The sequence below is a fragment of the Halomonas sp. KM007 genome, assembly GCF_050709225.1.
Lineage (GTDB): Bacteria > Pseudomonadota > Gammaproteobacteria > Pseudomonadales > Halomonadaceae > Vreelandella > Vreelandella hamiltonii.
In genome coordinates this window covers 868,149-881,603 of sequence record NZ_CP136131.1, presented here as the reverse complement: position 1 = coordinate 881,603, position 13,455 = coordinate 868,149, and the positions used below count along the sequence as shown (strand labels likewise).

At 60.7% G+C, this 13,455-nt stretch carries 16 protein-coding genes and 1 riboswitch; of the genes, 10 read left to right on the top strand and 6 right to left on the bottom strand.

What is annotated here, in order from left to right; all coding sequences use genetic code 11:
• Positions 1–20: 20 nt before the first annotated feature.
• Both RVM27_RS04135 and RVM27_RS04130 read right to left on the bottom strand, forming a co-directional pair.
• Complete coding sequence (locus tag RVM27_RS04135; protein ID WP_498957427.1) at positions 21–1,745, bottom strand: potassium/proton antiporter; 1,725 nt, start codon at positions 1,743–1,745, stop codon at positions 21–23.
• Between the two features lie 88 nt (positions 1,746–1,833).
• Positions 1,834–2,256: a hypothetical protein gene (locus RVM27_RS04130; protein ID WP_498957426.1), complete on the bottom strand. Its 423-nt coding sequence runs from the start codon at positions 2,254–2,256 to the stop codon at positions 1,834–1,836.
• A 167-nt stretch (positions 2,257–2,423) separates the two neighbouring features.
• Between RVM27_RS04130 and RVM27_RS04125 the strand changes: the two genes are divergently transcribed.
• From RVM27_RS04125 to RVM27_RS04110, 4 genes are all read left to right on the top strand, one after another.
• The gene (locus RVM27_RS04125) at positions 2,424–3,410 is read left to right on the top strand and encodes a TRAP transporter substrate-binding protein (RefSeq protein ID WP_016916443.1); all 987 of its coding nucleotides are present in this window, start codon (positions 2,424–2,426) and stop codon (positions 3,408–3,410) included.
• A gap of 20 nt (positions 3,411–3,430) precedes the next feature.
• Complete coding sequence (locus RVM27_RS04120) at positions 3,431–3,973, top strand: TRAP transporter small permease (RefSeq protein ID WP_016916444.1); 543 nt, start codon at positions 3,431–3,433, stop codon at positions 3,971–3,973.
• A complete protein-coding gene (locus RVM27_RS04115) occupies positions 3,970–5,235 on the top strand; it encodes a TRAP transporter large permease (RefSeq protein ID WP_498957425.1) in 1,266 nt (421 codons plus the stop codon). Before RVM27_RS04120 ends, RVM27_RS04115 begins: the two co-directional genes overlap by 4 nt.
• 328 nt (positions 5,236–5,563) lie before the next feature.
• On the top strand, positions 5,564–7,060 hold the full coding sequence (locus RVM27_RS04110; protein ID WP_287804411.1) for a CoA-acylating methylmalonate-semialdehyde dehydrogenase: 1,497 nt from the start codon (positions 5,564–5,566) through the stop codon (positions 7,058–7,060).
• 66 nt (positions 7,061–7,126) lie between these two features.
• Here the strand turns inward: RVM27_RS04110 and RVM27_RS04105 are convergent, their stop codons facing one another.
• Positions 7,127–7,816: a hypothetical protein gene (locus RVM27_RS04105; protein WP_498957424.1), complete on the bottom strand. Its 690-nt coding sequence runs from the start codon at positions 7,814–7,816 to the stop codon at positions 7,127–7,129.
• A gap of 176 nt (positions 7,817–7,992) precedes the next feature.
• Here RVM27_RS04105 and RVM27_RS04100 point away from each other — a divergent pair, with 176 nt between their 5' ends.
• The 5 genes from RVM27_RS04100 (at position 7,993) to RVM27_RS04080 (ending at position 11,773) form a co-directional block, all read left to right on the top strand.
• Positions 7,993–8,580, top strand: a complete 588-nt coding sequence (locus RVM27_RS04100) for a carboxymuconolactone decarboxylase family protein (protein ID WP_498940547.1) — start codon at positions 7,993–7,995, stop codon at positions 8,578–8,580.
• 72 nt (positions 8,581–8,652) lie between these two features.
• Positions 8,653–8,756, top strand: a riboswitch (TPP riboswitch).
• Positions 8,746–10,119, top strand: a complete 1,374-nt coding sequence (locus RVM27_RS04095) for an SLC5/6 family protein (RefSeq protein WP_498957423.1) — start codon at positions 8,746–8,748, stop codon at positions 10,117–10,119. (Overlaps the previous riboswitch by 11 nt.)
• Before the next feature lie 84 nt (positions 10,120–10,203).
• On the top strand, positions 10,204–11,304 hold the full coding sequence (locus RVM27_RS04090) for a GAF domain-containing protein (RefSeq protein ID WP_498957422.1): 1,101 nt from the start codon (positions 10,204–10,206) through the stop codon (positions 11,302–11,304).
• The gene (locus tag RVM27_RS04085; protein ID WP_498957421.1) at positions 11,238–11,549 is read left to right on the top strand and encodes a GGDEF domain-containing protein; all 312 of its coding nucleotides are present in this window, start codon (positions 11,238–11,240) and stop codon (positions 11,547–11,549) included. Before RVM27_RS04090 ends, RVM27_RS04085 begins: the two co-directional genes overlap by 67 nt.
• A 14-nt stretch (positions 11,550–11,563) precedes the next feature.
• Positions 11,564–11,773, top strand: coding sequence for a hypothetical protein (locus RVM27_RS04080; RefSeq protein ID WP_498940553.1), 210 nt, complete (start codon positions 11,564–11,566; stop codon positions 11,771–11,773).
• 33 nt (positions 11,774–11,806) lie between these two features.
• Here RVM27_RS04080 and RVM27_RS04075 read toward each other — a convergent pair whose 3' ends face one another.
• From RVM27_RS04075 to arfB, 3 genes are read right to left on the bottom strand one after another with little or no spacing between them, the layout of a single operon-like run.
• A complete protein-coding gene (locus tag RVM27_RS04075) occupies positions 11,807–11,989 on the bottom strand; it encodes a hypothetical protein (protein WP_498957420.1) in 183 nt (60 codons plus the stop codon).
• Entirely contained in the window at positions 11,973–12,173 is a 201-nt protein-coding gene (locus tag RVM27_RS04070) for a DUF1289 domain-containing protein (protein WP_287804424.1), read from the bottom strand. Before RVM27_RS04070 ends, RVM27_RS04075 begins: the two co-directional genes overlap by 17 nt.
• 46 nt (positions 12,174–12,219) lie before the next feature.
• On the bottom strand, positions 12,220–12,636 hold the full coding sequence (gene arfB / locus RVM27_RS04065; RefSeq protein ID WP_498957418.1) for an aminoacyl-tRNA hydrolase: 417 nt from the start codon (positions 12,634–12,636) through the stop codon (positions 12,220–12,222).
• A 186-nt stretch (positions 12,637–12,822) separates the two neighbouring features.
• Between arfB and RVM27_RS04060 the strand changes: the two genes are divergently transcribed.
• A complete protein-coding gene (locus RVM27_RS04060) occupies positions 12,823–13,434 on the top strand; it encodes a flavin reductase family protein (RefSeq protein ID WP_498957417.1) in 612 nt (203 codons plus the stop codon).
• Positions 13,435–13,455: the final 21 nt, after the last annotated feature.

Sequence of the window (13,455 nt, the reverse complement as noted above, 5' to 3'; positions counted from 1 at the left end):
ACGCCATGGGGGCGCTGCTCTCAAGTTTCCGGTGGCTGCGTGGCCAGCTGTAGCGCCACGGTGGTAACGCGCTCCCCCAGAATCCCTTCGACGCTCAGCGTCATGCCGTCCAGATGCAGCGTGTCGCCGGCTGCCAGCGGCATGTCGAGTTGGCTGCGCAACAGCGTGTCCAGTGTCGTCTCTTCAGGCTCGTTCAAGATGAAACCGTAGGAGTGGCGCAGGTCGCCCAGCGTCGTGCTGCCCTTCAGTCGTAAAGGCTGGTCGGAGAAGTCGCTGCTGACCTTGTCCGGCGCGTCGGAAAAGACGCAGTCCACGAAAGGGCGCGTTTCCGGGCGCAGCACCACGAACAAGTGGTCGCCGGGGTGAAGCTCGGTGGAGCCGCGCGGCGGAATGACCTCCTTGCCACGGGTGATCATCGCCACCACGGTGGTGTCAGGCAGGGCCATCTGGGAAAGCCGCCGCCCTGCGGCGCGTGGCTGCTCGCTCAAGGTGTACTCGACGATATCGGCATCCACCTCTTCCAGAGCGGTGATCTCCAGGCTGGCGGCGGGTACAGCCGGTGGCTTCTCGGTCAGCCGCAGTTTGCGCGCGACAATCGGCAGGGTGGTGCCCTGAATCGAAGCCGAAATCAGCACCACGAAGAACACCACGTTGAAGATCAGCTCGGCCCCTTCCAGCCCAAACATCAGCGGGAAAATCGCCAGGATGATCGGCACCGAGCCGCGCAAGCCCACCCAGGACACCAGGGTGATCTCACGGGCGTTGAAGCCAAACAGTCTCAGAATCGGCGCCACGGCCAGTGGGCGAGCCACCAGAATCAGCACGGCGGCAATCACCAACCCTTCGAACCACACCTCCAGCAGGGAGAGCGGGTTGATCAGCAAACCCAGTACCACGAACATGACGATCTGGCTGAGCCAGGCGAGCCCGTCGTGGAACAGAAACGTACTGCGCTGGAAGGCAATGCGTCGGTTGCCGATGAAGACCCCGGTCAGGAAGATGGCCAGAAAACCGCTGCCACCCAGGTTGGCAGAGACGCCAAACGACAGGAAACCACAGGCAGCAACCAGCACCGGGTAGAGCCCTGACGCTGCCAGGTGGATACGGTTGATCAGTTTCACCGATAGCCAGCCGACGCCCAGGCCCACCAGCGCGCCGACGCCCATTTGCACCACGAACAGCTGCAGCAGCCCGATGCCAGGCTGCATGCCGTTGACCAGCACCTCGAGCAGGCCCACGGTCAGAAAGATCGCCATCGGGTCGTTGGAGGCGCTTTCGATTTCCAGCGTCGACTTCAAGCGCTTGTTGATGTGAATGCCCGCATTACGCAGCAGGGAAAAGACCGCTGCGGCATCCGTGGAACCCACGATGGCACCCAGCAGCATCCCTTCCAGTAACGGCAGGTCAAGAATGTAGGCCGCTGCCGCGCCGGTCAGCATGGCCGTGACCAGTACGCCCACGGTGGCCAGCAGCGACGCAGGCTTCCAGACGGCCTTGATCGACGACGTGGGGGTTTGCAAACCGCCATCGAACAGGATGATGGCCAGTGCCAGCGTGCCTAGCGTATGGGCACCTAGCGGGTTGTCGAAGGCAATGCCGCCAATGCCGCTTTCTCCCGCCAGCATGCCAATGACCAGAAACAGCACCAGCACCGGCAGGCCGATACGGGCAGAGAGCTTGCTTGATAAAATACCCACCAGCAGCAGGATGGCCGCCAGCAGAATGAGCTTGTCCACAGGAAACATGCGTTGTCCTTACAAGGGTCCCAACATGATCGGCAGGCGATGAGTGCAGCGCCTGCAGAGCTGAATATTGCAAAAAGGGAGTGGCTGCCTAGGCAGCTTGCAGGACAGGTGGGGCTCGGCCAGGGGGTAAGCTGTAACGTTGTGCTTGGCAAGCGGGCGACAGGCCTGCGCTTGCCGTGTTGGAAAGTGGCAGGCAGACGGCCGCCAGAGGAAGTGCCTGAATGGCAAGTGGGTCATCGCCTTGGCCCAGTGCGGCGAGCAGCGTCGCGTCATCGGACGCAAGCGCATGCAACTGGTGGCGAATACGCGGCAGCTCGGGCAGATACGCATAGTTGCGCTGCTCACCGTGGCCGACCCACTGGTGCTCGGTCGAGGCGACACCGCCGGTGACGTGGGGAGGCGCCAGGCCTGATGCGCCCAGACACAGCACGAACAGGCAGCACAGTCCCACCAGCCGAGTCAGGCGGCTGGTGGAAAACGGTGGCGTGCGGTGTACGGAGTGGGTCGGCATGGCATCGTCCTGATAAGAACGCCTATCATCCTGTCTTTTGCGCCGGAGCGTCAAGCGGGATACCAAAAGCACGGGTGTTATCAACGAAGTAGCTGGGGTATTCTCAAGGCGCTAACGAAAATAACGCAAGACGCTGGTCTTGCCGCTGGGATCCCGAGAGGCTTTGCATGAAACGACTCAAAACGCTGACACTGGCCTGTGCGGCGGCTGCTTTGGCCGTCACTTCCCTGAGCGCCCAGGCGCGGGACTTTCGCTTGGGGCTGATCACGCCCGCCCAGCACCTCTGGTCGACGGAAGCCGAAGCCTTTGCGCAAACCGTGCACGAACGCTCGAACGGCGAGCACAGCGTAAGCGTTTTTCCTGCCCAGCAGCTAGGCAATGAAGCGCAAATGGTGCAGCAGCTGCAGACCGGTGCCCTGGACATGGCATTTTTGACCATCGCCGAAATCTCCAACCGGATACCGGATTTTGGTGCGCTTTATGCGCCCTATCTGGTGGATGACGTCAACCATGCCGCGCGCCTGCTGCGCTCCGAGGCGGCCGCCGAGCTGCTCGAGCTGATGCCGGAAGGCGTGGGCCTGGTAGGGCTGGGGTATGGCATGGTCGGTATGCGTCAGGTGCTCAGCCGCAGCCCCATCGAGAGCGCCGCTGATTTTCGCGGCCAGCGCCTGCGCATCACGCCCTTCGAGCCAATCCGTGATTTCTACACGGCCACTGGCGCAGCGCCTGCGCCCATGCCGCTGCTGGAAGTCTACGATGCCCTGGCCAACGGTCAGGTCGATGCCATCGACATGGATTTCGATTCCATCCTGATCCTGAAATTTCATGAGCAGGCGCAAAACCTGCTGATCTCCAACCATATGATGTTCCCCATGGTCGGCGTGGTATCGGGGCGTGTGTGGCGTGAGCTGTCGGAACAGGATCGCGAGCTGTTCGAAACCGCCATGGCCGAGCATCTCGACAATGTGCTGAGCGGCTTCGAAGCCATGGACGCCGCCCAGGAAGAGGAAATTCGCGCCCTGGATATCAACATCGTGGAAGCGGATGCCGAGTTCTTTGCCGATGCCATCGCTCAGTGGGAGGGCATCTGGGCGCCCAAGGCTCCGATGCTGGAAACCCTGCGGGCGGAAGCTGACCGCTTGCGCGACGAGTAGCGCTGAACCAGAGGCTTTCGATGATCATGCTGCAACGCCTCTCCCTCAGGCTTGCCCGTTACGAAGAGATGACCGCCGCTGCCCTGGCAGCGGCGGTCACGTGTCTCATCCTCGCCAACATTGCCTTTCGGGCGCTGGGCAATCCGCTTTACTGGGTCAGTGAACTGGCTATCTACGCCATGATCTGGATGACGTTTTTGATTGCCGGGGCGGTCTTGAAGCGCCGCCAGGGCATTGCCGTGACGCTGCTCAGTGATCTGTTGCCCGCCACGGGGCAGCGTGCCATTACCTTGGCGGTGGACGCCATGGTGCTGCTGTTTGCGCTGCTGTTGGCGTGGCTCTGCTGGCGCTGGTATCAACCCTGGGCGTTGGCCCAGGCCGGGTTCGATGTGCGCGCCTTCCAGGGCCAGACCTTCAATTTCATCTACGCCGAAAACACCTCCACGCTGGGCATCAAGAAATTCTGGGCGTGGCTGATCGTGCCCTGGTTTGCGCTGTCGCTCAGCTTGCACGGCGTGGCCAACCTGCTGCAATCCGTTCAGGGGCTGAGGGAACGCACATGACCGTTGTGGTATTTCTGATTCTGCTGCTGGGGGCGGTGCCGATTGCGCTGGTGCTGGCGCTCACGGCCATGTGGTATATCCAGGCATCGGGCAATGCGGTGCTGTTCGATTCGTACCCTCAGCAGCTGTTCAGCGCCATCGAGAGTTACGGACTGCTGGCCATTCCGCTGTTCATGCTGGCGGGCGAGCTGATGAACGAAGGCGGCCTGACCAAACGGCTGATCGCCCTGGCGCGGCTGCTGGTGGGCGGGTTTCGCGGTGGGCTGGCGTATATCAACCTGGTGGCCAACATGATGATGGCGGCGATCATTGGTTCTGCAGCGTCGCAAATCGCCATCATGTCGCGGGCCATGGTGCCCGCCATGGAGCAGGAGGGGTATGACAAGCCCTACAGCGCCGCGATTACCGCCGCCGGTGGTTTGCTATCGCCGATCATTCCGCCCTCGATGCTGTTCGTACTGTTTGGCGTCATGGCGCAGGTGCCGATCGCCGAAATGTTCATTGCCGGACTGCTGCCCGGGCTGCTGTTAGGGGCCAGCTTTTTCGTGGTCATTGCGCTGGTGGGGCTGGTCCAGCAGTACCCCAAGGGGGAGTGGCCCAGCCGCCAGCAGGCGCTTCACGACGCGCTCTGGGGGCTGCCCGCGCTGCTGATTCCGGTGATCATCATTGGCGGCATTCTGCTGGGCATTGCGACGCCCACGGAGTCGGCTGCCCTGGCATCGCTGGCGGCCCTGCTGATGGGGCGCTGGGTGTATGGCGATCTGCGCCTGGCGCAGCTCCCGCAGGTGTTGGCACGTACGGCCATGAATGCAGGGCTGGTGATCATGCTGATTGCCGCCGCCGGGGTGTTTGGCTGGGTGGTGGTGTATGAGCGCTTGCCGCAGATGGCCGCCGCGTGGATTGCTGCGCTGACCAGTGACTCTTTCGTGTTCCTGCTGCTGGTGATTGCGGCGCTGCTGCTGGTGGGCATGATCATCGATGGCATTGCTGCACTGATCCTGGTGGTCCCCATTCTGATGCCCATTGCGCAGAGTCAGTTTGCGATCAGCCCATATCAGTTTGGCGTGGTGGTGTGCCTGACGCTGGTGATGGGGCTACTGACCCCGCCAGTGGGAGCGGGGCTGTTCATCGCCTCCTCCATGACCGGCGCGCCGCCGCTGAAAATTTTCCGCGCCTTGCTGCCTTTCCTGCTGGCCACGCTGTTCACACTGGTGCTGCTGGCCTGGCTGCCGTGGCTGACCAATGGCCTGATTCAGCGCTGACTTGCTGGCGTGCCGCCGACTACCAGCACCGGGTGCTGTTCACCGGCCAGCGTACCGTTGGTGGGGGCCAGGGCTAGCCAGCCCCAATCGGGTGTCCACACGGCCAGCCAGGCGTGGGAGGCATCGGCGCCAATCAGGCGGGGCTGGCCGGGGGGTGAAGGGGCTTTGTCAGCATAGCGAGGCTGCTTCCCGTAGGGAAAGGCTATTTCCCCATGGCCGTGAATTTAGCTTTATCGAGTGGCTAATTGACGTTTACGTCAACTTGCTGATATACCCTAGTGGCTCCTTATTCAAACCCATAACAAACACAACCACGAGGAACGTCGGTATGTCCGTTCGCCAGATTCCCATGTATATCGATGGTCAGCCGGTCGAGTCGCAAAGCCAGGAGTGGCGCGACGTCGTCAATCCGGCGACCCAGCAGGTCGTGGCCCGCGTGCCTTTCTGTACCCCTGACGAGGTAGAGCGTGCCATTGCCAGTGCCAAAACCGCGTTCAAGGAGTGGCGCAAGGTACCACTGGGCAAACGCATGCGCATCATGCTGAAGCTTCAGGCCTTGATTCGCGAGCACACCGCAGAGCTTGCCGCGCTGATCACCGAAGAGCATGGCAAGACGCTGCCTGACGCAGAAGGCGAAGTAGGCCGCGGCCTGGAAGTGGTCGAGCACGCCTGTTCGATTACGTCTCTGCAACTGGGTGAATTAGCCGAAAACGCGGCCAATGAGGTCGATGTGTATACCATGCATCAGCCGCTGGGCGTGGGCGCCGGGATCACTGCGTTCAACTTCCCCATCATGCTGCCTTGCTTTATGTTTCCGCTGGCCATTGCCACGGGCAATACGTTCGTTCTGAAGCCTTCCGAGCAGGACCCCAGCTCGACCATGCGGCTGGTGGAGCTGGCCCATGAGGCGGGTATTCCGGCGGGCGTGCTCAACGTGGTGCATGGCGGGCCCGAGGTCGCCAACCAGATTGCCGACCACCAGGACATCAAGGCGCTGTCGTTCATTGGCTCTACCCATGTGGGGTCGCTGCTGTATGGCCGTGCGGCGGCTGCCGGTAAGCGCATGCAGTCCATGATGGGGGCCAAGAACCACTGCGTGGTGATGCCGGATGCCAACCGTAGTCAGGCCATCGACAGCCTTTTGGGGTCGGCTTTCGGGGCGGCGGGGCAGCGCTGCATGGCCAATTCGGTGGTGGTACTGGTAGGCAGGGCACAGCAGTGGCTGAGCGATATCGAGGCGGGTGCCCGCAGCATGAAGGTGGGCCCTGGTACCCAGCGGGATGCCGACCTGGGGCCGCTGGTGTCTCCTCAGGCCAAGGAGCGTGTCGAGCGCTTGATCACCGCCGGTGAAAAAGAGGGGGCAACGTTGCTGGTGGATGGCCGGGGCTACACGGTAGAAGGGTACCCGGAGGGCAACTTCGTGGGGCCGACCCTGTTTGCCAACGTCACGCCGGAGATGACCATCTACCGGGAAGAAATATTCGGTCCGGTGCTATGCGTAGTGGGGGTCGAGACCCTGGACGACGCCATCGACTTCATCAACGCCAACCCGAACGGCAATGGCACGTCGATTTTTACCAACTCGGGCTGGGTGGCACGCCGATTCGAAACCGATATCGACGTTGGTCAGATCGGTATCAACGTGCCGATTCCGGTGCCGGTAGCTTATTTCAGCTTCACCGGCTCTCGGGCTTCCAAACTGGGGGATTTGGGCCCCAACGGCAAGCAGGCCATCGCGTTCTGGACACAAACCAAGACGGTGACCGCGCGCTGGTTCGAGCCCGAGAACGTCTCCAGCGGGATCAATAGCACGATCGCTCTGTAGAAATCCGCTTGAAGAGTGGGTGACACGTCAGAAGTCTTCTTCCCGATGGAAGAAGATTTCTGCTATTCAAACGGGCTCGAACAGTGGCAGGCTGTCGCGCAGGAGCTGCTCGATAGGCTCAAGTTGGCTTTCATGCAGCACCAGAAGGTAGGGAGCATCCGGCTCATCGTTCAGCGGGGCCAGCAGGGCAAATTCGCCCTCTTCGAGATGGAACTCATGGATTTCGCGCAGCCCGTGGGGCGTTTCGCACTGAGAGCAGCGGTAAGTATCGTCTTCGCCATAGACCAGGCGATGATACATCTTGAACAGCGTGTAAAGCGCCAGCCCCCCTTCGAACGCTGGCCAGCGAGCAGGCGTTTCGCGGATATCCTCGTTCAGGGTCAGGCCTTCGGCTTCGGCACCTGCAATGGCGTCGGCCAGCGGCGCTGCCAGGATGGTACTGCCATCGGCAGGTAGCGGCGCGTTCTGTCGATTGGCCGCTGCAAAACGCGCAGCAGCGGCATGGAAATCTGCCAAACTGTTCAGGTGGAAATCAGCATGTTGCAGGTCTTCTGGCTCGAAGCCGCCGTTCTCCCAACCGTGAATCACCCGTAACGTGATTTGACCATGAGCGATAGGGCGAGCCAGCAAAGTATGAAGCATGATGCGGATATGCAACTGACGCTCATCCGTATCGTTTTCGAACGCACGGTAGGGGTCCGCGAACAATGCATGCAAACGCCCTGGCGTGTGCTCTCTTGCTTCAGAATAAGACATGGTGGTTTCCCTGTTCCAGACGCCGCTTGGCTCAACGCTGACGGCTCTTGTGAAATATGCTCAGCAAGAGTATGGCGAGCCTCAAGGTGTAATGAAAGCCTAAAGAGTTAGCATTTTGTTAACCATAAAGACGTATTGAAGATGACGGTCATCAACATAACAAGAAAGAGGTAAACATGTCTGCGTCATTAAGCCGATTTAATATCCCCGAGAGCCTGGACGACCTGCCTGACGACATTCGCAAGGCCATGTTGGCGGTGCAGGAAAAAGCCGGGTTCGTGCCCAATGTGTTTCTCATGCTGGCGCATCGCCCAGCGGAATTTCGCGCTTTCTTTGCCTACCACGATGCATTGATGGAGCGGGAATCCGACACCTTGACCAAGGCAGAAAAGGAAATGATCGTGGTCGCCACCAGCGCTCGCAATCGCTGCCTATACTGCGTCGTGGCGCATGGCGCGCTGGTACGCATCTACAGCAAAGACCCTCTGCTGGCCGACAACGTGGCCATCAACCACCACACAGCGGGGCTGAGCGAGCGCCACCTGCGCATGCTCGATTTTGCGCTGCACAGCGCCATCGAGCTGGGGGAGTTGACGCCGCAGTGGCAAACCCGGTTGGCGGAAGTGGACTTTACCCTGGAAGACTGCTGGGACATCGGTGCCATCGCCGCCTTTTTTGGCATGTCGAATCGTTTGGTCACCCTGGCGGGAACCCCTCCTAATCCAGAGTTCTATCTCATGGGGCGCGTGCCGAAACCAGCCTAGGCCATGGTTCAGGACGCATTGTAACGCTTTACCAGGGTTCCCCTTTCAGTGAAGATACCGCCTTCATTCATTCACTGTCGCCAGGGGAGCCCATTACGGGCTGAGAATGCGCGTCACGCAGACCCTGGAACCTGATCCGGTTAATACCGGCGGAGGAAGCGCGACATGCCGTACCTGACGTCTGCTGTGCTGGGCGCAGCGCTGTGCTGCTTTGCTTTTTTAGGCCTTCGGGCACGTTTTGGGGGAGGCTCGCTGGATGACTATGTCACGGCGCGCAACTCACAGACGGCAACCACCCTGGGGCTCTCTTTTCTGGCGTCGGGGATGGGGGCCTGGATTCTCTTCGCGCCTCCTGAAATCGGCGCGTTCGTGGGGCCGGTGGCTCTGTTGGGCTATGCCTTGGGGTCGGCGCTGCCCTTTCTGGTGCTGGGGCTCTACGGGCCCAGAATACGTCGGGCGCTGCCAGGCGGGCGCAGTATCGCCGAGTTCGCCGAGGTGTGTTACGGGAAAGGGGTCCGCCACTGTGTCACGCTGGCCTCCGTGGCGTACATGGGGTGTTTCCTGGCGGCTGAACTGACGGCCATCGGTGCCATTACCGCGCTACTGTCAGATGTTCCACCTGCCTGGGTCATCATTGGCGTAGCGCTGACGACCCTCGTCTATACTGTTCTGGGTGGCCTGCGAGCCAGTTTGGCCACCGACCGCTGGCAGGCTTGGCTACTGTTGATCCTGCTATGTGCCGTGGCGGGCGTAACGTTATGGCGCTTGCCTGCCATGCCCAATGACGTGGCGTTGCCGGCCTTGCCCATGGGAGCTTCGCTGAGCGTGGCATTGACACTGATCATTGCCGTGACCGCAGCCAACCTGTTCCATCAGGGCTATTGGCAGCGGCTGTGGGCGGCTCAGGATAGCGCCAGTCTTGGCCGTGGGGCATGGCTGGGAGGCGGCATGACGGTGGCCGTGGTCATGGTCATCGGTGGAGTCGGCATGATGGCAGCGCTGAGCGGTGTGAACCTCGGCGAGCCGCCGATGCCCTTTTTTGCCCTGTTGGCAGAGGCTCCTGTCTGGATCACGCTACCGGCCCTGGTGCTGGCCGTGACGCTGGTGACCTCCAGCGTGGATACGTTGCAAAACGGCATTGCGTCGCTGTGGGCAACGGGAGAGCAGCCACATGCCTTGAACAAGGCACGCTGGATCACGGTACTGCTGATGGTACCGGTGATTCTCATCGCCTTGCAGGGGCTTTCGGTACTGAGACTGTTCCTGATTGCCGATTTGCTGTGTGCGGCCATCGTGGTGCCAGTGCTGCTGGGCCTGTGGCAGCGCATGACGCCACTGGCGGCCATCAGTGGTGGTGTAGCGGGCCTGGTGGGGGCGGTATTGCCGGGCTGGCTGGGTCAAGGCTCCTTGATGGCGGGCATCATGGCTGCCACGTTTCCTGGCAGTATTCCCACCCTCGGGCCCTTCCTGGGAGCGCTGCTGCTCTCTAGTCTGGTCAGCGTCATCGTGGCCTGGAGCACTCCTGTGGGTAAGCGGTGACAAAAAAAATCAAGGCGTTAGGCAGGCTCACAAGTTTCACGTTATGATGTTCAGGGGGTGTTAACGACATTAGGTGTAACGACCATGAGCCACCTGTTGCCATCGAATGAAGCGCTGCGTATTGCCGCCTTGCAAGAGCTGGCGTTGTTGGACACCCCCAATGAGCCGGTATTCGATCGAGTCACTCGGTTGGTGACGGTCCTGCTGGGGGTCCCTCAATCTACCGTCACGCTGGTGGATACCGACCGCCAGTGGTTCAAGTCTCAGGTTGGGCTGGAACTTTCGGAAACGCCGCGCGACGTGGCGTTCTGTGCCTATACCGTGCTGGCGGAAGCGCCGCTGGTCGTCAACGATGCGCTTCAGGATCCGCGCTTCGCCAGCAACCCTTATGTCATCAAACCCGACGGCATACGCTTTTATGCCGGAATCCCTCTGAAAACCACCCAAGGTCTGGTATTGGGCTCCCTGTGTGCCATGGATTCGCGCCCTCGCGAACTGAGCCCCCAGGAGTTCACTGCGTTGCAAGACCTGGCCGATGTGGTGTCCGGTGAAATTCATTTGCGCGAGCGCTTGATACAGGAAGAGAAGCGTAATGCCAGTTTCAAACGTGACCTCACCGCGCTGCACAACAGCCTGGAACAGCAGATAGAGCGGCGTACCCGCGAGCTCAATCTGGTCATCGAGTCGGCCTACGACGCCTACCTGAGCATCGACGACCGTGGCCGTATTCTGGACTGGAACCACGCAGCGCATACCATGTTCGGCTGGTCGCGCAAGGAGGCGTTGACTCGTCCCATTACCGACCTGATGTTTCCTGCTGGCGTGCCTCGGGAAGACGATGCTTCACCCATCGAGTGGGAAGCACGGCGTCGAGACGGAGGACGTTTGCCGGTAGAAATACGCCACAAACGCTACGAGCTCAATGGGCGTTGGCGGCGCTGCCTGTTCATTCACGACATCACCGAGCGGCAGCAGCTGGCACGCCTGCGTGACCAGGAGGCCAGGCAGGATGCCTTGACCGAGTTGCCCAACCGCCGAGCCCTCGACGAACGCTTGCCTGAGGCCATGGCGCGGGCGATGAGCTATTGCGAGACATCGCCAATCGCCTCAAAACCGCCGTGCGTGAAACGGACTTCGTGGCCCGTTGGGCAGGGGACGAGTTCGTCCTGGTGCTGGAGAATATAGAGAACGATGCCATCGCACCGCTGGCGCAGAAGTTGATCCAGCTCATTGAAGTCCCCCTATCCATAGGCGATACCGTGCTCAAGGTCAGCACCAGTATCGGTATTGCAGAGTATGTCCCCGGGGCAGAAGAAACCCCGCAAGAGTTGTTGAAGCGAGCCGATGTGGCGATGTACGAAGCCAAGCGAGCCGGCAAGGCGCAAACGCGCTTGGCAAGCCCTGTGCTGCCTTCACCCGACGCCAGTTAATTCAAGGAAAGCACATGATTCGATGTCTGATGACCACACCAGAGGGAGAAGTGCGCGAAGGCGACCTCTCGCTGATCGATGTCTGGAAACGCCAGGAGGGCGCGCATATCTGGGTCGATATGCAGGGCGAAAGTGAAGCCAGCGAGCGCGAGGTGCTCGAGGGATTTTCCTGCCATCCCATGGCGATTCAGGATGCCCACAAGGTGCGTCATCCTCTGTGGTGATCTGGTGGATGGCTACATCTCGATTTCATCGCATCAGCTGAATATCACCATGGTGTGGTTGCATAGCGCAAACAGCGTGGGGAAAAAAGCCGAGGCAGAGAGGCCAAACAGCAATGCCCCTGTACAGGCACCCACCAGGAAGGTGCCTATCAGGTGGTGGAAAATATCTTGAGTGATCGGCACGCCCAGCCTGCGCCGGTCAAGGAGTAACGTCATCGCCGAGGTCCAGGTAACCGGCCTGTTCGATACGCGTCCAGACGGGCGCTTTCTCTGCGTCGGTCATGCTGCCCCAGCAGGCAATCTCATCCAGAGTGCGCCCGCAGCCGCTGCACAGCGCCGTCTCGGGGTTGATCTGGCAAATATGGCGGCAGGGTGACACAGGACGAGGCTGGTTGGGCATGGGGGCATGGTATCCGGTTCGAAATGGGGGAGGTTCACAGTGGGCGTCAACCCAGCGGCACTTTACCACGCAGTGACTTGATCTTGCCTTTGCGGGTCTTGTGGTCCACCCGCCGCCGCTGGGAGCCTTTGGTAGGCTTGGTAGGGCGGCGTGTCTTCGGCGTACGGGCCACGCTTTGAATCAACGCCTGCAAGCGGCTCAAGGCGTCTTCCTTGTTCAGCTCCAGCGTGCGAAAGCTCTGTGCCTTGATGATGACCACGCCCTCTTTGCTGATCCGCTGGTCGGACAGCGCCATCAGCCGCTCCTTGTAGGTAGGGGGCAGCGTCGAGCGCGCAATGTCGAAGCGCAGATGCACGGCAGAGGCGACTTTATTGACGTTCTGGCCGCCCGCCCCTTGGGCGCGAATCTGGCTGATATCGATTTCCCAATCGGCCAGCGTGACGCTATTGGAAATAGTGAGCATTCAATTCTCTGGTACCCTAATGAGTCTATAAGGCTAGCACACTTGACAGCCGCACGGCTCCACGGCCTGGTAACAGGCGGTCCCTACGACAATGAATACCTCTTACGCAAAGAGAGGTCATTTTTCTGATGAGTGAGCGGCTTCATGGGAAGCAGCGCTGGTCCCATGGCCTGATAAGGAGTCTGCATGGATACCCTGCTGGAAACCTCACCACTGAGTGCCGGAACACTGTATCGTCTGCTGTCGGGCAGTATTTGCCCCAGACCCATTGCCTGGGTGGCCACCCAGGATGGCCAGGGCAATGCCAACCTGGCGCCGTTTTCGTTTTTCAACGTGGCCAGTATCGACCCTCCCGTTTTGGCCTTTTCACCGCTGCTGGATGGCAGCGCCCAGCCCAAGGACACGCTGCGCAATCTGGAAGATGTCGGCGAGTGCGTGGTGCATGTGGGCACCGAAGGCTTGATCGAGGCGCTCAATACTACCAGCGCCAGCCTGCCGTCCCAGGAAGACGAGTTTGCCCTGGCAGGGTTGGAAAAGGCTGCCATGCCTGGTGTGAGCGTGCCGCGTATTGCAGCGGCGCCCATCGCTTTTGGCTGCCAGCGAGTACAGGTGATCCGCTTCGGAGATCAGCCGCTGGCAGGCAGCCTGATCCTGGTGAAAGTGGTATCGATCCACGCCGATGAGTCCGTCTGGGATGGCCGCCACGTGCATCTGGACACGCTCAAGCCGGTGGGGCGCCTGGCAGGTAGCGACTATGTCAGAGTCAGCGACCGCTTTGCCCTGGACCGACCTGGCTAGAGGCCGAAAAACGCCCTCTTG